The organism is Saccharothrix isguenensis, assembly GCF_052936305.1.
Genome location: NZ_CP193626.1, coordinates 3,774,175 through 3,798,935, shown reverse-complemented (window position 1 = coordinate 3,798,935; position 24,761 = coordinate 3,774,175). Strand labels below are relative to the sequence as shown.

General features: G+C 70.8%; 18 protein-coding genes. 8 read left to right on the top strand and 10 right to left on the bottom strand.

The window, feature by feature from the left end:
- Nucleotides 1-12: 12 nt before the first annotated feature.
- Nucleotides 13-2,796, bottom strand: coding sequence for a helix-turn-helix transcriptional regulator (locus ACRAKI_RS17260; RefSeq protein ID WP_447008120.1), 2,784 nt, complete (start codon nucleotides 2,794-2,796; stop codon nucleotides 13-15).
- Between the two features lie 626 nt (nucleotides 2,797-3,422).
- Here ACRAKI_RS17260 and ACRAKI_RS17255 point away from each other — a divergent pair.
- The 6 genes from ACRAKI_RS17255 to ACRAKI_RS17230 all read left to right on the top strand — a co-directional run bounded on the left by ACRAKI_RS17255 (nucleotide 3,423) and on the right by ACRAKI_RS17230 (nucleotide 9,072).
- The gene (locus ACRAKI_RS17255; RefSeq protein WP_447008119.1) at nucleotides 3,423-4,637 is read left to right on the top strand and encodes an MFS transporter; all 1,215 of its coding nucleotides are present in this window, start codon (nucleotides 3,423-3,425) and stop codon (nucleotides 4,635-4,637) included.
- Between the two features lie 66 nt (nucleotides 4,638-4,703).
- Complete coding sequence (locus ACRAKI_RS17250) at nucleotides 4,704-5,705, top strand: adenylate cyclase (RefSeq protein WP_447008118.1); 1,002 nt, start codon at nucleotides 4,704-4,706, stop codon at nucleotides 5,703-5,705.
- Nucleotide 5,706: 1 nt separating this feature from the next.
- A complete protein-coding gene (locus ACRAKI_RS17245) occupies nucleotides 5,707-6,687 on the top strand; it encodes a hypothetical protein (RefSeq protein ID WP_447008117.1) in 981 nt (326 codons plus the stop codon).
- The gene (locus ACRAKI_RS17240) at nucleotides 6,687-7,922 is read left to right on the top strand and encodes an adenylosuccinate synthetase (RefSeq protein WP_447008116.1); all 1,236 of its coding nucleotides are present in this window, start codon (nucleotides 6,687-6,689) and stop codon (nucleotides 7,920-7,922) included. Before ACRAKI_RS17245 ends, ACRAKI_RS17240 begins: the two co-directional genes overlap by 1 nt.
- 19 nt (nucleotides 7,923-7,941) lie before the next feature.
- Nucleotides 7,942-8,577, top strand: coding sequence for an NUDIX domain-containing protein (locus ACRAKI_RS17235; protein WP_447008115.1), 636 nt, complete (start codon nucleotides 7,942-7,944; stop codon nucleotides 8,575-8,577).
- A gap of 51 nt (nucleotides 8,578-8,628) precedes the next feature.
- A complete protein-coding gene (locus ACRAKI_RS17230; RefSeq protein WP_447008114.1) occupies nucleotides 8,629-9,072 on the top strand; it encodes a PRC-barrel domain containing protein in 444 nt (147 codons plus the stop codon).
- Nucleotides 9,073-9,200: 128 nt separating this feature from the next.
- Here ACRAKI_RS17230 and ACRAKI_RS17225 read toward each other — a convergent pair whose 3' ends face one another.
- The 3 genes from ACRAKI_RS17225 to ACRAKI_RS17215 all read right to left on the bottom strand — a co-directional run bounded on the left by ACRAKI_RS17225 (nucleotide 9,201) and on the right by ACRAKI_RS17215 (nucleotide 11,661).
- Nucleotides 9,201-10,058 carry an alpha/beta fold hydrolase gene (locus tag ACRAKI_RS17225; RefSeq protein ID WP_447008113.1) on the bottom strand — a complete coding sequence of 286 codons (858 nt, stop codon included), beginning with the start codon at nucleotides 10,056-10,058 and terminating at the stop codon, nucleotides 9,201-9,203.
- Nucleotides 10,059-10,142: 84 nt separating this feature from the next.
- Entirely contained in the window at nucleotides 10,143-10,892 is a 750-nt protein-coding gene (locus tag ACRAKI_RS17220) for a hypothetical protein (RefSeq protein WP_447008112.1), read from the bottom strand.
- A gap of 46 nt (nucleotides 10,893-10,938) precedes the next feature.
- Nucleotides 10,939-11,661, bottom strand: a complete 723-nt coding sequence (locus tag ACRAKI_RS17215; protein WP_447008111.1) for an alpha/beta fold hydrolase — start codon at nucleotides 11,659-11,661, stop codon at nucleotides 10,939-10,941.
- Between the two features lie 142 nt (nucleotides 11,662-11,803).
- Between ACRAKI_RS17215 and ACRAKI_RS17210 the strand changes: the two genes are divergently transcribed.
- Both ACRAKI_RS17210 and ACRAKI_RS17205 read left to right on the top strand, forming a co-directional pair.
- Nucleotides 11,804-12,292 (top strand): MarR family winged helix-turn-helix transcriptional regulator, encoded by a 489-nt coding sequence (locus ACRAKI_RS17210; protein ID WP_447008110.1) that lies wholly within the window; start codon nucleotides 11,804-11,806, stop codon nucleotides 12,290-12,292.
- Nucleotides 12,293-12,488: 196 nt separating this feature from the next.
- Nucleotides 12,489-13,496: a LacI family DNA-binding transcriptional regulator gene (locus ACRAKI_RS17205; protein WP_447008109.1), complete on the top strand. Its 1,008-nt coding sequence runs from the start codon at nucleotides 12,489-12,491 to the stop codon at nucleotides 13,494-13,496.
- Here the strand turns inward: ACRAKI_RS17205 and ACRAKI_RS17200 are convergent.
- The 6 genes from ACRAKI_RS17200 to ACRAKI_RS17175 are packed head-to-tail and all read right to left on the bottom strand — an operon-like array spanning nucleotide 13,458 to nucleotide 24,534.
- Nucleotides 13,458-16,340, bottom strand: coding sequence for a beta-galactosidase (locus tag ACRAKI_RS17200; protein WP_447008108.1), 2,883 nt, complete (start codon nucleotides 16,338-16,340; stop codon nucleotides 13,458-13,460). The two genes, ACRAKI_RS17205 and ACRAKI_RS17200, sit on opposite strands and share 39 nt — an antisense overlap.
- Nucleotides 16,337-18,634 (bottom strand): alpha-xylosidase, encoded by a 2,298-nt coding sequence (gene yicI, locus ACRAKI_RS17195; RefSeq protein ID WP_447008107.1) that lies wholly within the window; start codon nucleotides 18,632-18,634, stop codon nucleotides 16,337-16,339. The genes ACRAKI_RS17200 and yicI overlap by 4 nt, the downstream gene beginning before the upstream one ends.
- Nucleotides 18,631-19,443, bottom strand: coding sequence for a carbohydrate ABC transporter permease (locus ACRAKI_RS17190; protein WP_447008106.1), 813 nt, complete (start codon nucleotides 19,441-19,443; stop codon nucleotides 18,631-18,633). Before ACRAKI_RS17190 ends, yicI begins: the two co-directional genes overlap by 4 nt.
- Nucleotides 19,440-20,345: a carbohydrate ABC transporter permease gene (locus ACRAKI_RS17185; protein ID WP_447008105.1), complete on the bottom strand. Its 906-nt coding sequence runs from the start codon at nucleotides 20,343-20,345 to the stop codon at nucleotides 19,440-19,442. Before ACRAKI_RS17185 ends, ACRAKI_RS17190 begins: the two co-directional genes overlap by 4 nt.
- Nucleotides 20,342-21,622: an ABC transporter substrate-binding protein gene (locus tag ACRAKI_RS17180; RefSeq protein ID WP_447008104.1), complete on the bottom strand. Its 1,281-nt coding sequence runs from the start codon at nucleotides 21,620-21,622 to the stop codon at nucleotides 20,342-20,344. The genes ACRAKI_RS17185 and ACRAKI_RS17180 overlap by 4 nt, the downstream gene beginning before the upstream one ends.
- A complete protein-coding gene (locus ACRAKI_RS17175) occupies nucleotides 21,622-24,534 on the bottom strand; it encodes a glycoside hydrolase family 3 C-terminal domain-containing protein (protein WP_447008103.1) in 2,913 nt (970 codons plus the stop codon). Before ACRAKI_RS17175 ends, ACRAKI_RS17180 begins: the two co-directional genes overlap by 1 nt.
- Nucleotides 24,535-24,761 lie beyond the last annotated feature (227 nt).

Sequence of the window (24,761 nt, the reverse complement as noted above, 5' to 3'; positions counted from 1 at the left end):
TGTCGGCGGAGGTCAGCGCAGCCGGTCGCCGGGCAGCGCCGCGCCCGGACCCGCCTCGGCCGGCAGGGGGTTGGCCAGGATCGGCAGGTCGGACCGCCGGTTGATCTTGAGCTTCCGGTACGTCCGGGTCAGGTGCTGTTCCACGGTGCTCACGGTGATGTAGAGCCGGCGGCTGATCTCGCGGTTGGTGTGGCCGAGCGCGGCCAGACCCGCGACCCGGCGTTCCGCGGCGCTCAGCGGTGTCAGCGACACGCCGTTCTCCGTGCTGTCGCCGAAGTCGAGGCCCCCGGTGGCGGTGCGGTGGTGTTGCAGGTGCTCGTGCAGGAGCTTCGCCTTGCAGGTCTTGGCCAACCGCAGCGCGCGGCGGGCGGCGATCCGGGCCTGGTCGAACTCCGCCGACGTCTCGTGCGCGGCGCTGAGGTCGGCGAACGCCAGCGCCAGCTCGTACCAGTCGCCGAGGCCGCCGAGCAGGTCGACCGATTCCCGCAGCAGCGGCAGTCGCCGTCCCGGTGCGCTGGCCGAGGCCAGGACGCGCAGCGACACACCGCGCACGCGGGCGCCGTCCGCTCCCGGCAGGGCCAGCTGCTCTTCGACCAGCTCACGGGCCCGGTCCTGCTCGCCCATCCGCACGTGGACCTGGGCGGCCTCGTGCCGCCACGGCAGCAGCACCGGCAGGTCCAGTCGCCACTCGGCGGCCAGTTCGCCCACGGCGAGGAAGTCGGCCAGCGCCGCGCGGAGCCGGTCGGTCGCCAGGTAGTGCTGTCCACGGGCGAGCAGGTACCGGGGCCAGTGCCTGGTCTGCTGCACGGCCTGCGGCACGCCTTGGCGCAGCTGGAGGTCGGCCTCCTGGTGCTTGCCCAGCCGGGTCGACGCCCGCACCAGCGTGGCCAGCGGCGAGCCGATGCCGACGCCCCAACTCGGTGCGGGCAGCGCGCCCAACGCGGCACGCGCCAGGCGTTCGGCGGACACCAGGTCGCCCCGGCGCAGCGCGACGTCGGCGGCGACGTCCGAGAGGGCGGCCCGCCAGGTGATCGCGCGGTGGGTGCGCGCCTCTTCGAGGAACTCGTCGCACCAGTAGCCGGCTCGGTCGCCGCGGTCGCCGTGGTTGAGCGTCTGCACCGCGCAGATCAGCTCTTCCAGCGGCGTCTCGCCGATGCGGGCGGTCCGCAACACGCGTTCCGCGCTCGCCACGGCGGCGTCCGTCACGCCGAACGCGGCCACTGACGCCAGGGTGCCGAGCTGCCGGTCTTCGAGGCCTGCGGCGATGTCGCCCAGCAGTTGCGGCTGGACGTCGACCAGCCAGTGCCGGGTGACGTGCCGTTCGGTGCTGTGCCGTTCGGTGCTGTGCCGTTCGGCGGTGCGGTGGTCGGCTTCGTCCAGTTCGGCGAGCACCGCCGCCGCCTCGGTCGACCGGCCGAACCACACCAGCGCCCGCACCAGGCCCCACGCCTCGCGTTCGGCGAGCAGTCCGCGGTGGAAGGCGGCGGCGAGCCGGGTCAGGTGCTGGGCGGCGGCGGCCGGGTCGACCAGCCACTGCGCGGCGGTGAGCGTCGCCGTGACGGCGATGGTCTCGCGCTCGTCCCGGCACGCCGTCCGGGCCAGCTCCAGGCAGTCCACCGCGCGGTGGACGTCGTTGCGCGCCAACGCTTCGGCCGCCGCGTCCCGCAGCACGGCCACCGCCCACTCCCCCGGCTCGCACTCGGCGGCGGTGATGTACTCCGCCACGGTCACGGCGGGCACGCCGTCGTCGTGGAGCAGCCGCGCGGCCTTGAGCCGCAACGCCGACAGCTCGTCCGGGTCGAGTTCGCGCAGCACGGCGGTCCGCGCCACGGGGTGCCGGAAGCGGTCGGCGTCCATCAGCCCGGCTTCGTTCATGGTCTTGAACAGGTCCCGCACGGTGCGGGAGTCCAGCTCCAGCAGGCGGGCGAGCAGTTCCGTCTTGCAGAGCTCGCCGAGCACCGCGACGCCTTCCGCGACCCGGAGCAGCAGCTCCTCGCCCCGGCGCAGGCACGTGTGCACGGCCTGCGCGAACGCGTCACCGGGGACCGGTTCGGACACGCCCAGCTCGGTGGCCGGACGTCCGGCCGCGACGAAGTCCTCGATCAGCGCGTGCACCAGCAGCGGGTTGCCGCCGCTGAGCACGTGGCACGGCTCCTCCAGGTCGGCGGCGGCCTGCGGGCCGAGGTGGAGCGCCAGCAGGTCCCGCACGCCCGCCGGTGACAGCGGCCTGAGCCGCAGGTGGCGCGCCTGCGGCTGCCGCACGACCTCGTCGCGCAACGCGGTGTGGGCGGGCCGGGCGCTCGTGCCGGCGGCTTCACCGAGCACCAGCATCACGGCGGCGGACCGGATCCGCCGTTGCAGGTGGAGCAGGACGCGCAGGGACGCCTGGTCGGCGAACTGCACGTCGTCCACCGCGATCACCAGCGGCCGGTCGCGGGACAGGTCCAGCAGCAGGGCGCAGATGTCGTGGACCGATCGGGCGTCCCCCTCGCCCGGTGAGCCGTCGGCCATCGCCGACGCCAGCAGGGCACGCGCTCGGGTCGCCACTTCGGCGGGCATGGCGGCGGCGTAGAACAACTGCTCCACCACGCCCAGCTCGAACTGCTGCTCACCGCGCGACCCGGTGGCCCTGAGCACCAGCGCGTCGCGGACGGACTCGGTGAAGGTGTAGATCAGCTCCGTCTTGCCGGTGGCGATACCGCCGGAGACCAGCGCCACCCGGCCACGCCCGGCCAGGCCGTCCGCCAGCATACTGACGAGTAATTCCGCGTGACTTTCTCTTTCGACCAGATCCATTTGCTGCCATCCCCCAGGCTGGCCCGCCGTTGTCGGCGACACGTCACTGGCTCGACCGCTTCCGTGGAATGAGCCGGCCGCTACAAGAGGGTACCTAAGCACTGATTCGGGGTGACCGCAGTGGGCCCTGCACGATTTGCGGTATCCGGCCCAGTCCCGTTCGGCTGCTCGAAGCAACGGCCCTCGCGCTCGACGGACCGTCCGCCGGGTGCCGGCGGACGTATCCACAGGTAACTCCGCACTTAGGGGTGTCGGTAGGGGTGACCGCCCGGCACCGGTGCCACAGCGGCGGCACGAGGCCGTAAACCAGTGTTCACAGCGCCGTAGAAGAGCGACTCCGGTGGTATTCGCCGGACCGGGAGTGGCCATCGGCACTTCCGATCGGACACCCATTGCGGAGTAGATCACCGTGATATGGTGTTCGAGCGCAGGGTGACCGGCGTGCCACTTTCGGTCACGATCGACCGGCCCGCCGGCAGTTACCGACCGGTATCCGATGAACGCTGTTCGGATAACCGAAGAATTGCGCGAATGTCCACCCGACGCCGACTTCACACGGCGGTGCCGCACCACCCGGGGGCTAATCCGCGTGCCCCACCCGGACACGCCCGCTAACCTCCTCCACCGTGGCACCGAAACTGGGACGCGATTTCGGCAAGCTCTGGCTCGCGTCGGCGGTGTCGAACGTCGGTGATGGCATGGCGTTGGCCGCCGGCCCCCTGCTGCTGGCCTCGCTCACCGACGACCCGGCCCTGGTGGCGGGCGCGGTGTTCGCCCAGCAAGTGCCGTGGTTGCTGTTCTCGCTGCTCAGCGGCGCGATGGTGGACCGGCTTGACCGCCGCAGACTGGCCGTCGCGGCGAACCTGTTCCGGGCCGGGGTCGTCGCGGCCCTCACCGTCGCCATCGTGGCGGACGAGGCCTCGGTGCCGGTGGTCTACGCGTGCCTGTTCCTGCTCGGCGTCGGCGAGACGGTCGCCGACAACGCCTCGGCCGCGCTGCTGCCGGCGGTGGTGGCGCAGGAGCACCTGCCACGGGCCAACTCGCGCCTGATGGGCACGCACATCGTGGGGAACCAGCTCGCCGCTCCACCGGTCGGCGCAGCGCTGTTCGTGGTCGCCGCCGCGCTGCCCTTCGGCCTGGACGCCGCCACGTTCGCGATCGCCGCACTGCTGATCGCGTCGCTGCGGGGCGTGCCGAAGCAGACGCCCGCCGAACGGCGTCCACTGCGCGTGGAGATCGGTGAAGGGCTGAAGTGGCTGTGGCGGCACGAGGTGCTGCGGACGCTCGCCCTCTGCCTGTGCCTGATGAACCTCACGCTCACCGGGGCGATGTCCATCCTGGTGCTCTACGCCGGTGAACGACTCGGCCTGGGCAGCCAGTGGTACGGCCTGCTCCTGAGCACCGTCGCGATCGGGGGCATCGTCGGCACGGTCCTCGCGAACCGGCTGATCGACCGGTTCGGGCCGACCACCCTGCTGCGGATCGGACTGGTGGTCGAGGCGGCCACCCACCTGGCGCTGGCGCTGGCCCGGAACGCGTGGGTCGCGGGCACCACGCTTGCCGTGTTCGGCTTGCACGCGGTGGTGTGGAGCGTGATCACCCACACCGTGCGGCAGCGCGAGGTGCCCGACGAGCTGCGCGGACGGGTCGGCAGCGCCTACTTCCTGCTCAGCATCGGCGGGTCGGCCCTGGGCGCCCTGGTGGGCGGACTGCTGGCCCGCCAGTTCCAGATCACCACGCCGTTCTGGTTCGCGCTCGTGGTGGTGACGGGCGTGGCCGTGGTCGCGTGGCGGCCGTTCGCAGCGGTCACCCGGCTGCCCCGTCAAGCCGTCACCCAGTAGTCGACGTGACCGGCGACACACTCTTATTCCACCCCGCCGTCGGTTTGAGTCATATAGACTCAAACTATGTTCACCAGGGACGAAGCACTCGAACGAGTCGAGCGGGCGGGCTCACCCGCCGACCTGTTCGGCCCGTTCGACGCGGTCCGGAAGAAGGAGGCGCAGCGGCTGTTCCGGGCCTTGGCCACCGTGCTGCACCCCGACCGGGTCGGAGCGGGCGACACCAGGGCGCACGCGGCGTCGGCGGAGCTGACCCGGCTGCACCACGAGTGGCAGCACGGGACGCCGGTCGAACTGCGCACCTCGCACGCCACCTACCGGATCACCGACCGGCACGCGGTCGGCAGCGTCGCCAACGTCTACCGGACCGACGGCCCGCACGTGGTCAAGGTGGTGCGGAACCCGGCGCTCAACCCGCTGCTGCACGCCGAGTGGGACGCGTTGCGCCGACTCGACCGGCTCACCGAAGAGCACCACCGGCTCCGGCCCTACTACCCGCGACTGGTCGACGAGTCCGGTGACGTGAGTCGCGGCGAGCGCGCGTTCACCGTGCTCGAACCGCTGGTCGACGGGTTCGTGACGCTGGCGGACGTGCGGCGGGCGTTTCCCGCGGGCTTGGACGGCCGCGACTACGCGTGGATGCACCGCAGGCTGCTGCGGGCGATCGCGGGCGCGCACCGGATCGGCCTGGTGCACGGCGCGATCACGGCGGACAACGTGCTGGTGCACCCGGAGCAGCACGGGATCGTGCTGGCCGGCTGGACGTTCGGCGTCACGGCCGGCGAACGGCTCCTGGCCACCGACAAGACCATCCCCTACCCGCCGGAAGTCCACGACGGACGACCGGTCACCACTGCCACGGACGTCCACATGGCACACACGCTGATGCTGGACCTCCTGGCGGGCGGCGAAACCAGGCAGCGCACGTTCGCGCGGTGGTGCGCGCAGGACGAGCCGGACCGCCGGCCCGATGCCGCCGACCTGCTCACCGAGTACGACGAACTGCTCGAAGAACTCTACGGCGAACGGACCTTCCGGCCGTTCGCGCTACCCACGACAGGAGCTTGACATGGGACACGGCAAGTGGGACGACAACGCCTACGCGGCCGGCCGGACCTTCCGCGCCGCCAAGGGCATCGACGACTTCGGCTACACCGCCGCGCTCCGGTCGCAGCCGAGGGACAACTGGAAGGCCGACCCGTCGCTCGACCCGAAGGGCGTGGTGGCGCGCGAGTGCCGCGACTCGCCCGACCACGCCGACTCGACCCCGATCGCGGTGCTGTTCGACGTCACCGGCTCGATGGGCCGGGTGCCGCAGATCATGCAGCGCAAGCTGGGCAAGCTGCACGGCCTGTTGCAGCGCAAGGGCTACCTCACCGACCCGCAGCTGATGTTCGGCGGCATCGGTGACGCGGACAGCGACCGCGTGCCGCTCCAGGTCGGGCAGTTCGAGTCGGACAACCGGATGGACGAGCAGCTGCGCACCATCTTCCTGGAGGGCAACGGCGGCGGGCAGAAGAGCGAGTCGTACGAGCTCGCGGCCTACTTCGTGGCCCGGCACGTCGTCACCGACGCGTGGCAGAAGCGCGGGCGCAAGGGCTACCTGTTCCTGATCGGCGACGAGCTGAACAAGCGGAAGCTGGAGGCCAAGCACATCCGCCGGCTCATCGGCGACGACGTGCGGGAGGACATCGACCCCGCGTCGGTGTACCGGGAGCTGAGCCGCAAGTGGCACGTGTACTTCGTGCTGCCCAAGCAGTCGTCGTACTACGACGACCCGCAGATCGCGGACCACTGGCGCGACCTGCTGGGCCAGAACTTCCTCAAGCTGGAGGACCCGGGCGCGGTGTGCGAGCTGATCGCCGCCACCATCGGGGTGGAGGAGCAGGTGGTCGACCTGGACCAGGCGCTGGTGGACCTGGCCGAGATCGGGTCGGTGGCGGAGAGCGCGGCGGTCGGCAAGGCCCTCGTCCACGCGGGTGGGAAGGCCCTCGTCAAGTCGGCCACTCCCCCGCTGCTCGACGGACCCGACGACGTGGCGCTGAACTGATGGCGGAGCACATCGTCGTCGTCGGCCTCGGGTTCGGCGACGAGGGCAAGGGAGCGGTGGTCGACGCGCTGTGCCAGGACGGCCCGGTGACGGCGGTGGTCCGGTTCAACGGCGGCGCGCAGGCCGCGCACAACGTGGTCGTCGGCGACCGGCACCACACGTTCAGCCAGTTCGGGTCCGGCACGCTCGCGGGCGTGCCGACCCACCTCTCCCGGCACGTGCTGGTGGAGCCGATCGCCCTGGCCGGCGAGTCCCAGGAGCTGGCGGCGCTCGGTGTCGCCGACCCGCTGCGGATGCTGTCGGTCGACGCCGACGCCCTGCTCACCACGCCGATCCACGTGGCCGCGAACCGGGCTCGGGAGGACGCCCGGGGTGACGGTCGGCACGGGTCCTGCGGCAAGGGCATCGGCGAGACCGCCTGGTACGCGTTGCTGGCGGCACGGGGCGCGGTCCCGGGTGAGACGGTGGAGAACCAGCGGGTGCTCGGTGTCCCGGGGCCGGCTCCGGTGGTCGGCGACTGCGCCCGGCCCTCGGTGCTGCGGGGGAAGCTGGACGCCCTGGCCCGCTTCTACGAGCCGCTGATCGGCCCCGGCACGTCGGTGGACGACCTGGTGGCGTTGTACCGGGACTTCGCGGGAGCGGTCCGCGTCACGACCGGTGAAGTCGACCGCCTCGCCGATCGTGGACGGCTGGTGTTCGAGGGCGCCCAGGGGGTGCTGCTCGACCAGTGGCACGGGTTCCACCCGCACACCACGTGGTCGACGGTCACCCCGGACAACGCCCGGAGCCTGCTGGGGCACCGCCGTGCCACCGTGGTCGGCGTGACGCGGACGTACCAGACCCGCCACGGCGCGGGACCGCTCCCGACCGAGGACCACGGCGTGCTGGCGCGGTTCCCGGAACGGCACAACGGCACCGGCGAGTACCAGGGCGCGTGGCGGGCGGGACACCTCGACGCCGTGCTGCTGCGGTACGCGGTGGCCGCGTGCGGCGGGGTCGACGCGCTGGCGGTGACGCACCTGGACGTCGGCGGGCTGAAGGTGGCGACCTCGTACGACGCTCCGCTGCCGTCGTCCGGGCTCACCGAATTCCTCCTCTTCGGCCGGACGCCGACGTTGGTCGACATGCCGGATCCGGTGGCGTGGCTGGAGGAGGACCTGGGGGTGCCGGTGCTCGTGACCGGCGCCGGTCCCGACCGGGCGGACTACGCGGTGCGGACACCGGCCCACCGGTGAGGTGCGGGAGGATGGGGGCATGATCGAGTCGACCCTCGTGTCGGTGGACGTGCTGGCGCTGCGCTTCGACCCGAACGCGCGCGTCGTGCTGCTCGGTGTCGCCCCCCGCGCGCTGGAACCGTTCGCGGGCGCGCTCGCCCTGCCCGGTGTGCTGCTGGGCAGGGGCGAGCGGCTGCGTGACGCGGCCCGGCGTGCGGTGACCGGCAAGCTCGGCGTGCCGGAGGAGGCGATCACCGCGTCGGGTCAGCTGGCGACGTTCGACGAGCCGTCCCGCGACCCGCGCGGGCCGACGTTGTCGATCGCGCTCTGGTCCACGATCGACGCCACCCGGCTGACCGGCGGCGGCCCGACGTGGACCCCGCTGGACGACGTGCCGCCGCTGGCGTTCGACCACGACCGCATCGTCCGCGACTGCCGTCCGATGCTGGCCGACCGGCTCTGGCGGGACACCGAGTTCACCGCCGGTCTGCTGGGTCGCGAGTTCACCACCGCCCAGGCGTTGGACGTGACCGAGTCCCTCACCGGCGACCGCCCGTACCCGGCCAACCTGGGCCGGACCATGGAACGGGTGCCCGGTTTGGAACGCACCGCGCAGCACGCCGCCGCGCTGCCGAAGGGCGGTCGACCGCCGTCTGTGTGGCGCTGGGTCTCATAACTCACCCGAACGGGTACCCCCCGGTCGTCCACCGCGAAGAAGGAGGCCGAGATGCACCCGCTCCCCTTCCCGTTCGTCCCATGGATCTGGCGCAACGTGTCGGACATGTTCGACCGGCATGACACCGACTCCCCCGAGGCCGACGAGGCGACCGACGCCCCCGACCGGCGGGAACGTCCCGACATCGGTCTCATCGGGTACGAGGTCGAGGCGCTCGACGGGGCGATCGGCGAGGTCGACCAGTCCAACGCCGAGGTGCCCGCGGACTGCCTGATGGTCGACACGGGCACGATGCTGTCCCACCACAAGGTGGTGCTGCCGGTGGGTGCCGTGGCCCGGATCGACCACCAGGCGAAGAAGGTCCACGTCGACCGGACGAAGGATCAGGTGCAGCAGGCACCGGAGTACGACCCGGACACGTTCGACGCCACCGACTACCGCGAACGCCTGGGTGCGTACTACACCGAGAGCTACCGCACCGTGCCTCCCGCGTAGGCCCCTCCCAGCACTGCGAGCCCACGTCGCCGACGTGGGCTCGCAGTGCGCGAGCGGCGGATTCGCAGTGCCGGGGTGGAGGGTTCGCAGTGCCCGAGCGGCGGACTCGCAGTGCGCGAGTCGTCCGGTCAGGGGTTGGGGATCAGGTCGGTGATGAGGGCGGCCACTGCGGTGGGGGCTTCGAGCGGCAGCATGTGGCCGGCGTTCTCGACCACCACGGACTCTCCGCCGACCGCAGCCGCCAGGGCCTTGGCGTTGGACTCGGGCACCAGGCGGTCCTCGTCGCCCACCACCGCGATCACCGGCCGTTCGCCGGCGACGGTGAGGGCGGCCTCGCGGTCGTACCGGTCCACCGCCGGCCGGAACAGAGCCACCGTCTCCGGCCAGTGCGACCACACCATCTCGGCGGTCAGGTCCACGTCCTCCCGGTGCGGCTCGTCGCCGAACAGCCACCAGCGCAACCCGGCCGTCTTCGTGGGTTCGATCTTCTCCCGCACCGCCCGCACCAGCGGCCCGAACGCGCGTTCCAGCTCGCGGACGAGCTTCCCCAACGCCTTGGGCCAGGCCAACGACGTCTCCGCGAGTCCGGTCGCGGCGGTCGACACGAACACCACGCCCGCCACGCGCTGCCGGTAGAGCCGGGGACGGCGTTCGGCCATCGCCATCACGGCCATCCCGCCCATCGCGTGACCGGCGAGGATCACCTGCCCGTCCGGCACCAGCCGTTCCACGAGCTCACCGAGGTCGTCGCCCAACTGCTCGATCGTCGCGGACTCCTTGTCCGCCGGCGACGACGTGCCGTGCCCCCGGTGGTCGTAGGCGATCACCCGCACGGACTCCGGCAACGCCGCCACCACCCGGTGCCAACTGCGGTGGTCCAGCGCGTAGCCGTGGGCGAGCACCACGGTCAACCCGGCGTCGGACGGGCCGCTGTGCGCCACGTTCAGCTCCGTGCCGTCCTCAAGCCGCAACCGCTCGGTCGCCATGGCCGCTGCCCCTTCCGTCGTCGGACGTCTTGCTTGACCAACGAGTAGCAACGGCGGACGTCACGCGACGAGGGGCACTCGACTTCAAGACCAGCCCGGCTGCCCGAGCAGCCGCAACCGGCGGTCGAGGACGGTGGCGAAGTGGTGCGGGTGGCCGACGACCAGCTCGACGGTCCGCTCGTGCGTGCGCACCACGACCACCGGCCCGCCCGGCTCGCCGCTCGCCTCGGCCACCCACACGCCGACGATCTCGGCCATCGGCAGCTCACCGCCGAACGTGTCCGGGTGGGACGGACCGGTGGACACGTGCCAGCGGAGCCATTCACCGTCGAACACGGCGTGGGCCGGCACCAGGTGGCCGGTGGCGCTGCGGACCTGCCGCGACGCGCTCCGCACACCGAGCGTCGTCCCGGCGATCGCGCAGCCCACCTCGTCCAGCAGCAGTGCCTTCGCCTTGACCACCAGCAGCACACCGCCCGCCGCCGCCACCACGGCGGGCAGGGCGAGCAGCGGCGTCGCGGTGAGGAACCCGACGCCGATCGCCTGCACCACCCCGCTGTACAGGACGACGGCGGCCCACCAGCTGGTCCGGTGCAGGTAGACCTTCCGGAACAGGAACCACAACGGCACCGCGACGCCGATCACCAGGAGCGCCCAGCCCAGCAGCACCGCGCGCGACCACGGCGCCACCAGGGCGACGACCAGGCTCACCACCGGTGGCACGAGGAAGCCCAGCAGCAACGGCCGCGCGCGGGACCAGCGGCGTTCGAACTCCACGCGCACTTCGTCGTGCACGCCGAACGGCAGCCGCAACACCCGCACCACCTCCGCCACAAGCTTCCCCCCTATCGGGCCGCGCCGCCTGCGGCGTCGGGGTGCGTCAGGCCACGGCGTCGACGGCGGCGAGGATGAGGTCGGCGACCTCGTCCGGCCGGGACACGGCGACCGCGTGCGAGGCGTCGACCTCGACGGTGGTGGCGCCGAGCCGCTGGGCGGCGGCGCGCTGCGAGTCGGGGTGGATGGCGTTGTCGGCCGTGGCGACCACGAACCACGAGGGCAGGGACTTCCAGGCCGGCTCGACGGTCAGCGCCTCACCGAGCGCGCGCGCCGCGATCGGGCGCTGGGCGGCGGCGGCGGTGGCGGTGACGTCGGCGGGCAGGTCGGCGGCGAACACGCTCGCGAACGCGTCCCGCCGGATGGTGAACTCGACCTCGGTGCCCTCGCCGTCGGGGAACGTCCGCTGCACCAGCGACGTGCCCAACTCGACCGGCGGGAAGGTCTCGACCGAGCCGAGGGCGCTCTCGCCCTGGTCGATGCCGAACGCGGCCACGTAGACGAGCGCCTTGGCGTTCGTCGTCTTGGCGCCGGCGTGCGTGATGACCGGGCCGCCGTACGAGTGCCCGACCAGGACGACCGGCCCGTCGATCTGGTCGGCGACGCTCGCCACGTAGTCGCCGTCGTGGGCCAGACCGCGCAGCGGGTTGCTCACCGCGACGGCCTCGACGCCCCGCGCCCGCAGCCTGTCGACGACCCCGGCCCAGCTGGAGCCGTCGGCGAACGCGCCGTGCACCAGGACGACGGTGGGGTTGTTGTTGCTGCTCATCGTGTTCTCCTCGGGTTCGCCTCGCTGGTCGATGTCGCTAAAGCTAGTGCGCGGTTACATCGTGCACAAGTTACTTTGAGCGTGACCAATGGCACGCGTGGCATCATGGCGAACGGAAGCAGCCGACCTGTGGGGAGTGGTAATGGTGGGTACGGACCAGGACAAGGCGGTGTCGACCGTCGACGACATGGTGTGCTTCGCCCTCTACGCCGCGTCCCGCGCGGTCACCTCCGCCTACCGGCCCCTGCTGCAGGCGCTGAACCTCACCTACCCCCAGTACCTGGTGATGCTGGTGCTCTGGCAGAGGGGGACGATCTCGGTGAAGGAGCTGGGCGACCACCTGCAACTGGACTACGGCACCCTGACGCCGCTGCTCAAGCGACTGGAGTCGGCGGGCCTGGTCACGCGTCGCCGCCGGCTGGAGGACGAGCGGTCCGTCGAGGTCGGCCTGACCGACGAGGGACGGGCGCTGCGCGAGTCGACCCGGAACATCCCGATCGCGATCGGCGACGCCATGGGCATGCCGGAGGCGGAGCTGTCCGAGCTGCGCGACTCGCTGCGCCGGCTGACGGTTAACGTCGCGGCGCACAGCGCTGGAACGCCGACCCCCGGTCCACCACCGGAGGCGTGAGGGCGAGCCGGGGAACAGGTCGGTCACACGGTCCGCGGGCGGGTGCGGGAGGTCGGCGACAGCAAGGTCCCGGGTGGACCCGGGACCAGCACCGGCCAGGAGGGCGGTCGGACCGGGATTCCGGTTGCCGCCGGCGGGCCAGTCCACTGTGGACCTCAGGTCCGGGATGCCGCTGCGCGCGTATTATGATCGCCCGATGGTCACCATCGCCGACGTCGCACGGGCGGCCGGGGTATCACCCAGCACCGTGTCGTACGTGCTGTCCGGGAAGCGCTCCATCTCGGAGGCGACCAGGCGCAAGGTGCACCTCAGCATCCGCAAGCTCGGCTACCACCCGAACGCGGGCGCGCGGGCGCTGGCGAGCAACCGCTCCAACGTGCTCGCCCTCGTCGTGCCTCTGCGCACCGACCTGAACGTCCCCGTGGTCATGCAGTTCGTCACGGCCACCGTCACCGAGGCCCGCCGCTACGACCACGACGTGCTCCTCCTGACCGCGGACGAGGGCGCCGAGGGCCTGCACCGGGTGGCGGCCTCCTCCCTCGCCGACGCGATCATCGTGATGGACGTCGAAGCGGCCGAGCCGCGGGTGCCCGTGCTGCGCTCGCTGGCCCGGCCGGCCGTGCTGATCGGTGTGCCGGACGACCCGCAGGGCCTGGCTTGCGTCGACCTGGACTTCACCGTCGCCGGGGTCGAGTGCGTCACCCACCTGGCCGATTTCGGCCACCGGGACATCGCCCTCATCGGCCCGTCCCCCGCCGTCTACCAGCGCGGCACGAGCTACGCGGGCCGGTTCCTGCGCGGGTTCGAACAGTCCGCCGCGAACCGCGGCGTGGACGCCGTCACGCTGGCCTGCGTGCCCAGCTACGACGGCCTGCGCGCAGGACTCGACGACCTGCTCGCCCGCCCTCGCCCGGTCACCGGCCTGGTGGTGCACAACGAGGCCATCCTCGGCCCGCTGCTGTCCGAACTGGCCCGGCGCGGCAGGCGGGTGCCCGACGACATCTCCGTGCTGGCGGTCTGCCCGCCGGACCTGGCCGAGGCGCAGTCCGTGCCGCTGTCCTCGGTGGACATCCCGGCCACCGAACTCGGCGGGCTGGCCGTCGAGCTGGCGATGCGCCAACTCGACGGCCTGGCCGAACCCGAGGTCCGGTTGCTGCCGCCCCGGCTAACGGTTCGGAGCAGCACCGGTCCGGTGGTTGCCTAGGGTCACCAGGCGCACCGGTCCCGGATCACCCTGCGCCGCCTCGGTCGCGATCACGGCGAAGGTGAGCGTGTTGTGGTCGCGCAGCACACCGGCCGGGAGGACGAACTCCCGCTGCGGGCCGACTCCGTTGAGGTACTGGCCCATGTTCCAGCCGTTGACGAAGATCAGCACCCGGTAGCCGCGGGCGGTGGTGTCGTCGAACCGGAGGCCGAGCGACACGTCGTGCCCGCGCGGCAGGTCCAGCCGGAAGTTCGTGCGGTACCAGGACACACCCGGTGACAACGTGCCCGGTGGGCGCTGCCAGCGGTCGGAACCCCGCGAGTGCGAACTGGGCAGGTGCCAGCCCTCGCGTTCGCCGTACAGGCCGCCGGTGTTCATCGGGCCGCGTTCGCCGTCGTTCGGCAGCGAACCCCTGATCCGCCAGGAGATCGGCGCGGTCGACCCCTCGACCGCCACCCCGTACAGGCCGCGTGGCTGCTTGTGCCGGACGTCGTCGGCGGTCCAGTCGTCGTTGTGGCCCATGTTCTCGACCAGCACGGTCAACGTCGCCTGCTGCCCGTCCACCAGCAGGCCTTCCGGCACCGCGAAGTCGCCGCGGCCGGGATCGGGGTTCACCGGCTCGGAGTCGGCCTGGACACCGCCCGCGGCCGAACCGAGGTACCGGCCGTTGAGCCACACCAGGTAGATGCCGCGCCGGCCGGTGATGGCGTTGACCGAGACCGCCTTCTCCGCGCCGGTGGCGGTGAACTCGCCGCGGTACCAGACGTTGCCGTTGTGGTGGCCGTACTCGTCGGCGTAGAGCACCGGCAGCGACTTCGGCTTGATCGGGCTGGCGGTGGTCGTCTTGTCCGCCGTCGTCCACCCGGCCCCTCCGACGCCGGGAGCCTCGGCGCGGTACTGCCAGTTCGTCAGCTCGGGCAGCCGCACCTGCTCCGGGCCGGGCAGCGAGCCGAGCAGGGAACCGCTGGACGTGTGGCGCACGGGCACCGGACGTCCGCCCACGGTCAGGTGGCGGGCCGGGGCGAACACCTCGACCTCCGTCGCCCGGTCCGCGTCGGCCCGCAGCGACACCCGGTTGCCCCTGACCTCGGCGGACCGGACCAGCGACGTGCCGCGGACCAGGATGGGCCCGGCCGACGTGTCCTGCCGCCAGAACTGGGCGGCCGTCTCGTCCGTGCCCAGCACGAGGAGCATCGGCGGTCGTCCGCCGCCGGAGACCGCTACCCGCGCCAGGCCGGAGTGCGCGTAGTCCAGCCGCAGGTCGCCGTCCGCGTAGGAGCTGCGCACCGCGCCGTCGAGCACCTTCACGGTCGGGGCCGAGTCGTACCGCAGCACGGTCGAGCCCTGTTCGCCGTCACGCCCGTAGAGCACGGCCACGTCGCGGCCGGACACGGTGACGTGGGTCAGGATCTCCGAGTTCGACCACACCAGCCGCTGTCCGCCCAGGTCGTAGCCGGCCACGAGGATCTTCGCGTCCCGGCCGTTCACCCGCACGGGCACCTGGTAGTCGCCGTCCGGGGTGGACCACGCCAACGTCGTGGACAGGTCCGCGGCACCGGCTTGGTCGGCCTGCCGCACGAGCACGAACTGCGTGCGGCTGTCCGGGTTCGCCCGCGCCAGTGCCAGCACCGCCGCGTCCTCGGCCACCGGCGCGGTCACCGCGTCGGTCTTGGTCAGCGGCGCCACCGCGGTCATGAAGTAGCCCTGCCGCTTGAACTCGTCGTACTTGGCGGTGAGCTGCCGCGACTCGGTGATCGCCGAGCCGTAGTCGTAGGAGGTGTAGACGTCGTTCGGCTGCGGGAGCCAGCCCCACGACGTGCCGCCGAAGGTCATGTAGTAGCCGTACATCGTCGCGCCGCTGGAGATGGCGTTGTTCTTGTAGAACACCTTCATGTAGCTCGGGCCGGTCAGCTCGCGGCACTTGTCGTACCCGGCGTCGTTCAGGTCGATCGCACCGGCCTGGTACTCGGCGGCGTACACGGGCGCGTCGTCGCGCAACCTGCGCGTCACGCCGTCGCCCCACGGACCCCACGTGTCGGGGTTCTGGCAGTCGAACGACTGCGGGTAGTCGTCGACACCGGGGATCTGCACCGCGCCCTGGCCGGACGACCAGTTGGCCAGGTTCCCGCCACAGCAGTTGTTGTGCACGATCGGCACGTCGATGCCCGCGCCGCGGGCCAGCTTCTGGAGGTTCTCCATGTAGGCGGGGTCGACGTTGACCGCGTACTCGTTCTCCACGTTGTACGCGATCACCGAACCGCCGCGGCTGACCTGGTGCCGGGCGATGATCGGGTTGATGTGGGCGAGCCAGTCCGTGTACGCCGCCGTGTAGCCGGGGTCGCTGGACCTGGCCCGCCCGTCCACCGTCTTGAGCCACGCCGGGAAGCCGCCGCCGCTGGTCTCGGCGTTGATGTACGGGCCGGGCCTGGCGACCACGTACAGGCCGAGTTCGTCGGCCATCCGCAGCAGCCGGTCGACGTCCCGCACGCCGGTGAAGTCGTAGACGCCGGGCGACGGCGAGTGGTAGCCCCAGTGGAAGTACAGCGACACGCCGGTGAACCCGGCGGCCCGGATCTTCTCCAGGATGTCGCGCCACAGCTCGGGGCTGGGCAGCCGGAAGTAGTGGAACTCCCCCGACCACAGCATGACCCGCTCGCCGTCCACCATCAGCGAGTACTTGTCGTAGGACACCTCGTGCCGACCGGAATCGGACAACCCCGGACCCGACGACCCGGAATCGGACGACCCGGTTCCCTGGACGGGTGCGGCCACCGGCGCCGCGACCACCGGTGTGGTCGCGGTCAGGGAGCCGAGCAACACGAGCACAACCGCTAACAGCCTCATCGGATCCCTCGCAGGGTCAGGGCGCCGCTCTCGGCGCTGATGAGCACTCCGTCGTCGTGCGGGCTCGCCGCACCACCGTCCACCGCGTCCACCGCCTGGGCGCCGACCAGGAGCAGCCGCCACCGCGACGGCGCGTCCTCGGTCTCGACCCGGATCACGTCACCGTCGCGCTGGGTGCGGAACGTCGTGCCGCCGACCACCGTGACGTGGTCGCCGTCCGACAGCTCGTACACGTGGAGCGTGACGCCCTCGGCGTAGTCGTAGTCGGGCCGGTCGTCCACCGCGCCCACGGGCAGGATCGTGTTCGGGCGCACCAGGACCGGGGCGGTGAGGAAGTCGCAACGCTCCTTCACCCACCGCGGGCCTTGCACGGTCCCGCCGATGAGCAGGTGCGTCCAAGTGCCCTCGGGGACGTAGTACGAGACGTCGCCGTCGTCCGTGAACACCGGTGCGACCAGCAGGTCGTCGCCGAGCATGTACTGGCGTTCGAGGTGGGCGCAGCCCGGGTCGTCCGGGAACTCCAGCACCATCGCCCGCATCATCGGCACGCCCTCGCCGGCGGCCTGCCGCGACGCCCGGTCCAGGTACGGCATCAGGCTGAGCTTCAGCTTGACGAACCGCCGCAGCACGTCCACGGACTCCTCGTCGAACAGCCACGGCACCCGGTACGACGAGCTGCCGTGGAGCCTGCTGTGCGAGGACAGGAGGCCGAAGGCGATCCACCGCTTGAACAACGCGGCAGACGGCGTGCCCTCGAAGCCGCCGATGTCGTGGCTCCAGTACCCGAAGCCGGACGCGCCGAGCGACAGCCCGCCGCGCAGGCTCTCCGCCATCGACTCGTAGCTGGCCTCGCAGTCGCCGCCCCAGTGCACCGGGAACTGCTGCGAGCCGGTGGTGGCGGAGCGGGCGAACACCACCGCGTCACCGTCGCCGCGCCGCTTGCGCAGCAGGTCGAACACCGTCTGGTTGTAGAGGTGCGTGTAGTAGTTGTGCATCCGCTCCGGGTCGGAGCCGTCGTGGTACACCACGTCCGTCGGCACGCGCTCGCCGAAGTCGGTCTTGAAGCAGTCCACGCCCTGGGCCAGCAAGGTGTCCAGCTTGGCCGAGTACCAGGCGCGGGCGGCGGGGTTGGTGAAGTCCACCAGCGCCATGCCGGGCTGCCACTGGTCCCACTGCCACACGTCGCCGTTCGGGCGGCGCAGCAGGTAGCCGTTCGCCTTGCCCTCCTCGAACAGCGGCGACCGCTGCGCGATGTACGGGTTGATCCACAACGAGATGCGCAGGCCACGGGCGCGGAGGCGTTCGAGCATTCCGGCCGGGTCCGGGAAGGTGCGCGGGTCCCACTGGAAGTCGCACCAGTGGAACTCGCGCATCCAGAAGCAGTCGAAGTGGAACACGCTGAGCGGCAGGTCGCGCTCCAGCATGCCGTCGATGAACCCCGACACCGTTTCCTCGTCGTAGGAGGTGGTGAACGAGGTGGACAGCCACAGGCCGAACGACCACGCGGGCGGCAGCGCGGGACGTCCGGTGAGCGCCGTGTACTTGCGCAGGATCTCCCTCGGCGTCGGGCCGTAGATGAGGAAGTACTCCAGCGACTGGCCCTCGACGCTGAACTGGACCTTCGACACCGCCTCGGAGCCCACCTCGAACGAGACGTGCCCGGGGTGGTTGACGAAGATCCCGTACCCGGCGTTGGTCAGGTAGAACGGGACGTTCTTGTACGCCTGCTCGCTGCTCGTGCCGCCGTCGGCGTTCCAGATGTCCACGGTCTGGCCGTTCTTGACCAGCGGCCCGAACCGCTCGCCCAGCCCGTAGACCGTGTCACCGACGCCCAGGACGAGCTGTTCGCGGACGTGGTGCGCGCCGTCGACCGTCATCAGGCCCATGCCCTTGAAGCCGCTGCTGGTCAGCGCACGACCGTCCGCGGTGAAGTCGACCTTCCACTCGTCGCCCCGGTGCACGCGGACCGACAACGCGCCCGAGGTCATCACCACACCGGCGTCGTCCTCCACCACCTTGGCCTCGTGCGCGCTGTCGGTGGTCAGGGCGAACGCAGGCTCCCCGGCCGTCCCACCGCTGAAGTGCGTGATCTTCACGCCGATCACGTCGGCCATCGGGGAGGTCAGTCCCACGGCGACCGCCGGTCCCATGAGGGTGTCCCCCCGGTGCCGGATCGGGCGGGTCGACGCGTGCACGACGACCTCCCCGTTCCCCGTGGTGACGTCGTGCACCTGGACCGGGTGGGCGGCCTCTACCCCGGGTCGGAGGAGCCAGTACCCGTCGCTGAACTTCACTTCACCGCTCCTGCCGTGATGCCTCGGGTCAACGCCCGCTGGAAGATGAGGAAGAAGACGATGGCCGGGATGACACCCAGCAGCGCCGAGGCGCTGGTCATGGTGGCGTCCATCATCCGTTGGCCCTGCAGAACACCGAGCGCCACCGGGACGGTCTGGTTCTCGTTGGAGATCAGCAGCACCAGGGGCAGGAAGAACTCGTTCCAGGTCCAGATGAAGAAGAACACGAACAGCACGCCCAACGTGGGTCTGCTGATCGGCACCACGACCCGCACCAACGTCTGCCACTTGTTCGCGCCGTCGATGCGCGCCGCCTCCAGCAACTCGCGCGGGAAGCCACCGAGCGTCGAGGTGAGCAGGTAGGTGCCGAACGCGGCCTGGATCACCGTGAAGATGATGATCACGGCCAGTTTCGTGTCGTACAGGCCGACCTGGTTGGCCAGGAAGTACAGCGGGTAGACCAGCGCCTCCTGTGGCAGGGTGTTCGCGATGAGGAACACCACCAGGATCCACAGCCGGCCCTTCACCCGGCCGATTCCGAGCGCGTAGGCGTTGAACACCGACACCACGACGGCGAGGACCGCCACTGAGCCGCTGATCACCACGCTGTTGAGGAGCTTCTCGCCGAAGTCGACGCGTTCCCAGAACGCGATGATCCCGTCCAGCGACACCCCGCCCGGCAGGTCCAGCGGGCCGCCGGTGGAGTACTCCTCCGGGGTCTTCACCGCGTTGAGCGCGACGATGAAGAACGGCACCAGCATCATGACGGCCAGCACGACCAGCGACCACAGCACCGCGTGCCGCTTCACCGGTGATCACCCCGATTCTGCACCCGGAGGAACACCGTCGTCAGGACGAGGATCAGCACCGTGAGGACGGTGGCGATCGCCGCGCCGTAACCGACCTGCGTCTTCTCGAAGAAGTTCTGGAACGAGTAGTACGACGGCACGTTCGTCGAACCACCCGGACCGCCCCGGGTCAGCACGTAGATCGGCGCGAACACCTTCAACGCGGCGATCGTGCAGGTCAGCAGGACCACGAAGATCTCCGGCCGGATCTGGGGCACGGTGACGTGGAAGAACCGGCCCCACCACGACGCCCCGTCCAGCTCCGCCGCCTCGTGCAGCGACGGGTCCACCCGGCCCATGCCGGCCATGAAGATGACCACCGGGTAGCCGACCTGGATCCAGAGCATCACGCCCATCACCGACCACAGCGCGAGGTCCGGGTCGCCCAGCCAGTTCTGCGCCAGCGAGTCCAGCCCGACGGCGCGCAACACCTCGTTGAGCGCGCCGTCCTGCGGGGCCAGGATCCAGCTCCACACGATCCCGGCCACCGCGATGGGCAGCACCTGCGGCAGGTAGATGCAGGCCCGCAGGATGCTGGCGTGCCGGGCCCCGAAGTGCTTGCCGACGAAGTCGAACAGGGCCGCGGCGATGACGAGCCCTGCCAGGGTGGGCAGGATCGCCATCGCCACCACCAGACCCATGTTGTGCCGGAACGACGCCCAGAACGTCGAGTCCGACATCAACCGGGTGTAGTTGTCCAACCCGATCCACTCCGGCTCACCCGCACCGGACCACTCCGTGAAGCTGATGCCGATGTTCATCCCGAACGGCACCAGGATCACCGCGAGCAGCAGCAGTCCACCGGGGACCAGGAACCACAGGTACGACCCGCGATCGCGGATCGCGCTCGGGACCAGACTCATTTGCCGACGCTCGCCAGGTTTTCCTTGTAGTAGTCGGACAGCTCGGTCAGCACCTCGTGCGGCCCGGCCTGCCCGGTGATCAGCTTCTGCACGCCGGACACCTGCACGTCGTAGAAGCCGGGCGCGGGCCAGTCCGGGTAGAAGGCCAACCGGTCGTCGTCGCTCAGCTCCTTGAAGTCCTCGTTCAGGCGCTGCGTGGCCGGATCGGTCGCCGGTGCGTCGCTCGATGCGACGGCCACGCCGCCGGCGTCGCGCAGCTTGTCCTGGATCGGCTGCGACATGGTGATCTCGATGAAGTCGTAGGCGAGCTGCTTGTTCTTCGACCCCTTCGGCACCACCCACAGGTTGCCGCTGGACCCGGCCGTCATGCCCGGCCACGGCACGGAACCCCACTCGAAGTCCTTGACCTGGGACTGCACCCGGCCGTACCACCAGCTGCCGCTGATCATGATCGGGTGCTTGCCCTGCATGAAGGCGACGCCCATGTCCTCGGCCTTCACCCCGGCCGAGTCCTTCGAGATGTAGCCCTCGCGCAGCCACTCGGCGAACGTCTCCGCGCCGTACACCCACGCCTTGTCGTGGAAGTCCACGTCGCCCGTGTACCGCTGGTACCGGTCCACCCAGTCGCGGTCGGCCTTGGTGAGCGCCAGCTGGTACAGCACCTGCTGCGCCGGGTACTCGGCGCCGCCCAACGCCAACGGGGTGACCCCGGCGGCGACGAACTTCTTCATCGCGGCCGTCAGCTCGTCCAGCGTCTTGGGCTCGGCCAAGCCCTGCTGGTCGAACATGGTCTTGTTGTAGTAGACCATCACGTACTCGGCGTAGTTGGGGATGCCGTACCACTTGCCGGACCCCATCACGCCGCGCTCGTCGTACTTGGCCGTGGTGTCGATGCCCGGACCGAGCTTCTTGTCCCAGCCCCGCTTCACCACCTCGTCGCTGATGTCCGTCAGCAGGCCCTGCTTGGACAGCAGACCGGCGGTCGCGTTGCCCTTGTTGTACTCCAGGATGTCCGGCGCGTCGTTGGAGTTGAGCACCATCGGCGCGGTCTTCTGGATCTGTTCGAAGCCCTTCTCCTCGAACTCCACCTTCACACCGGGGTGGGTGGCTTCGAACTGCTTGATCGCCTCCGCCCACGCCACGCCCATGGCGCTGTCCGGACCTTCGTAGTGCCACAGCTTGAGCGTCTTGCCGTCGGACGCGTCGTCCGAACCGCCGCCGCACCCGGCCACGGCCATCAGGGCCGCGACGGCGGCCACCAGGAGTCGCTTGGACATCAGGATCCCTCCACGGTGAGGTTGTCGATCCGGGCCTTCCCCGTGAAGACCAGGTACAGGTCCTGCCGACCGGCCGCGTCGCGCAAGGGCGCCGAGACGGAGGTCCAGGAGTACTTGTCGGCCGTGGTCGGCACGGCCACCGTTCCCACGAGCCGGCCGGTCGGGCCGCCCAGGCGGACCTCGACGGTCGTCGGCGCGTCCGGGTTCGCCACGCGGACCGACAGCGACCCGGCGGAGCGACCGAGTTCCGCGTCCTTGAACGCGATCCACTGGCCCGGCGCCGTCGACGCCACGGCGGTGCCGAGTTCCTTGGTGGTGTCCACCAGGGTGACGCCCGAGTAGTCGTCGAAGTTCTGCGCCTGCGTGGTCTTGCCCAGGTCACGCGGCGGGATCTTCTCGCCCCGCACGGTGATCGGGCGGGTCAGCGAGCCGACGATCAGGTCGTGCGGCGCCGTCTCCACCACCCGCTTGTCCCGGGTCACGTCCCAGAACGACAGGTCCGACACCGGGACCGTGAACTCGACCGTCCTGGTCTCGCCGGGCCGCAGCTCCACCCGCTCGAACGCGCGCAACTGCTTGAGCGGCTGCTGCACCCGCGACTTCTTCTGGTGCGAGAACAGCTGCACCACCTCGGCGCCCGCCCGGTCGCCCGTGTTCTTCACGTCGACCCGGACCTTCACCTGATCGGACGCCCGGACCACCGGCCGGTCCACCTTGAGCCGGGAGTACTCGAACGACGTGTAGCTCAGCCCGTGGCCGAACGGGTACAGCGGCTTGCCCTCGAAGTACTGGTACGTGTGCCCCGACTTGGAGATGTCGTACTGCAGCATGTCCGGCAGGTCCGCGTCGGACCGGTACCACGTCTGGGTCAGCTTCCCGCTCGGGTTGTGGTCGCCGAACACCACATCGGCGAGCGCCCGCCCGGTCTCCTGGCCCGCGTGCGTGGTCCACAGGATCGCGGGGAGGTCGGCGGTGTCCCAGTCGCCCGAGTACGGGTAGCTGCTCTCCAGCACGACGATCGTGCGCGGGTTCGCCGCGCGCACCGCGTCGATCACGGCCCGCTGGCCGGCGGGCAGCACGGTGGTCTTGCGGTCGTCGTCCTCACGGCCGTTGATGAACGGCATGCTGCCGACCACCACGACGGCGGCGTCGGCGTCCTTGGCCGCGGCCACCGCGCTCTCCACACCGCTGCGCACGACCTCGCGGCCGAACTTCGCCGCGCCCTCCGGCGTCTCGGCGCCGAGGGCGAGCCTGCCGTCCGCGCCCACCACCACGTACCTGTTCCGGCCGAACCACGACTGCGTGACCTCGTTGCCGGCGTACTCCAGCACGGACGAGCCGTCGGCCTGCGCCACCAGCTTGAACTGCTGCTGGACGAACCAGCCGTTGGGCTGCACCGCGTTGTTGACCAGGTTGCGCCCGTCGCCCAACGACACCGTCCTGCCGTTCGCGGCGGCGCGGAGCGTGATGGTGCCCTCGCCCCAGTCGAACACGTCGAGCCCGCTCGCGTCGGTCGGCGTCACCTCGGTGGCGGCGAGCGCCGCGCCCTGCTCGGCAGCCGACGCCGTCACGTACTTGCCGGTGGTGAGGTCCTTCAGCCTGATCCGGTCGACGCCCTCGCTCGACGTGACCGCGGCGCGTTCGGCCAGCCCCTCCGCCGGAGTGATCCGGTACGGCATCGTGCCCGAGTACCAGTCCTCGTACAACGTGTCGGCCAGCTGGCCGACGACCGCGACCTTCTTCGTGTCCTCGGCGGACAGCGGCAGCGTCTTGTCGTCGTTGCGCAGCAACACCATCTGCTCGGCGGCGGCCTTGCGGGCCAGCTCGCGGTGCTCAGGCGCGTCGATCACGTCCGGCGTGATGGCCGCGTACGGGTTGCGGCCCGCCGGGTCGAACTCGCCGAGCCGGAACCGGATCGACAGCACGTTCCGCACGGCGTCCTCGACGTCGGCCATGGTGATCAGGCCCTGGCTCAGCGCGGACTTGATCGCCGTCGTGGTGGGCTCCGAGTTCTGGTTGTCCTCGGTGAAGCTGTCCAGGCCCGCCCGGATCCCCGCCGCGTTGCCCTCCGCCTTGGTGGCGTAGTACTGCTGCGAGCCGGTGAGGTTCGACGCGCCCGCCGCGTCACCGACGATCATCAGGTCTTCGTCGGTCCACGAGCGGACCACGTCGTCCAGGTCGTGCATGACGTGCGTGGGACGGCCGTTGACCAGGTTGTACGAGGCCATCACACCGGTCGCGGCGTTCGCCGAGATGGCCGGCTTGAACGCTGCCTCGTCGTAGTCCTTCAAGATCCGGGGCGGGACGATCGAGTCGACCGTGGTGCGCTCGTCCTCGACGTTGTAGGCGATGTAGTGCTTCAGCGTCGGCGCGGCCTGGAGGTAGTCCGGGTGGTCGCCCTGGAGGCCGTGGCCGTAGGCGGTCGAGATCGCACCGGTGAGGTGCGGGTCCTCCGAGTACCCCTCCTCGTTGCGGCCCCACCTCGGGTCGCGCAGCAGGTTCACCACCGGCGCCCACAGGTTCAGGCCGTTGTACGCGGGGTCCTTCGCGTTGAAACCGCGCGCCTCCCGACCGGTCACCGCACCGACCTGCTTCACCAGGTCGGGGTTCCAGGTGTTCGCCAGGCCCAGTGCCTGCGGGAACACCGTCGACTCGCCCAACCAGGCGACGCCGTGCAGGGCCTCCGTGCCGGTCTTGAACGCGCCGATGCCGAGGCGTGGGATCGCCGGCTGGTACTGGTGCAGCAGCGACACCTTCTCGTCCGCCGTCAACCTGCCCAGCAGGTCGTCGATCCGGACGGCGCGCGGCAGGTCGGGGTCGCGGAACGGCAGCTCCTCGGCGTGCGCGGGCAGCGGTAGCAACACCAACAACGCGACCAGCGACATCAGCACCGAGCGGCGGGTTCTCGACACGGTCGTCCCCTTCGTCTTCGGGGGGAGCCGGGGCCCCCACATCATCGAAGCGCTTCGACTGGCAACCGTAGAGCCCGACCGTGACGGATGCAACAGTCTCGGGAGACTGAGGACGTCGACGAGAATTCACTTGACGGGACCGTCGCGACCGGCCGCCACGCGCGGATCCGGGGCACGCGAGAAGACCCGCCCGCGGTTGTGCGGACGGGCCTTCAGGCAGTCGGACG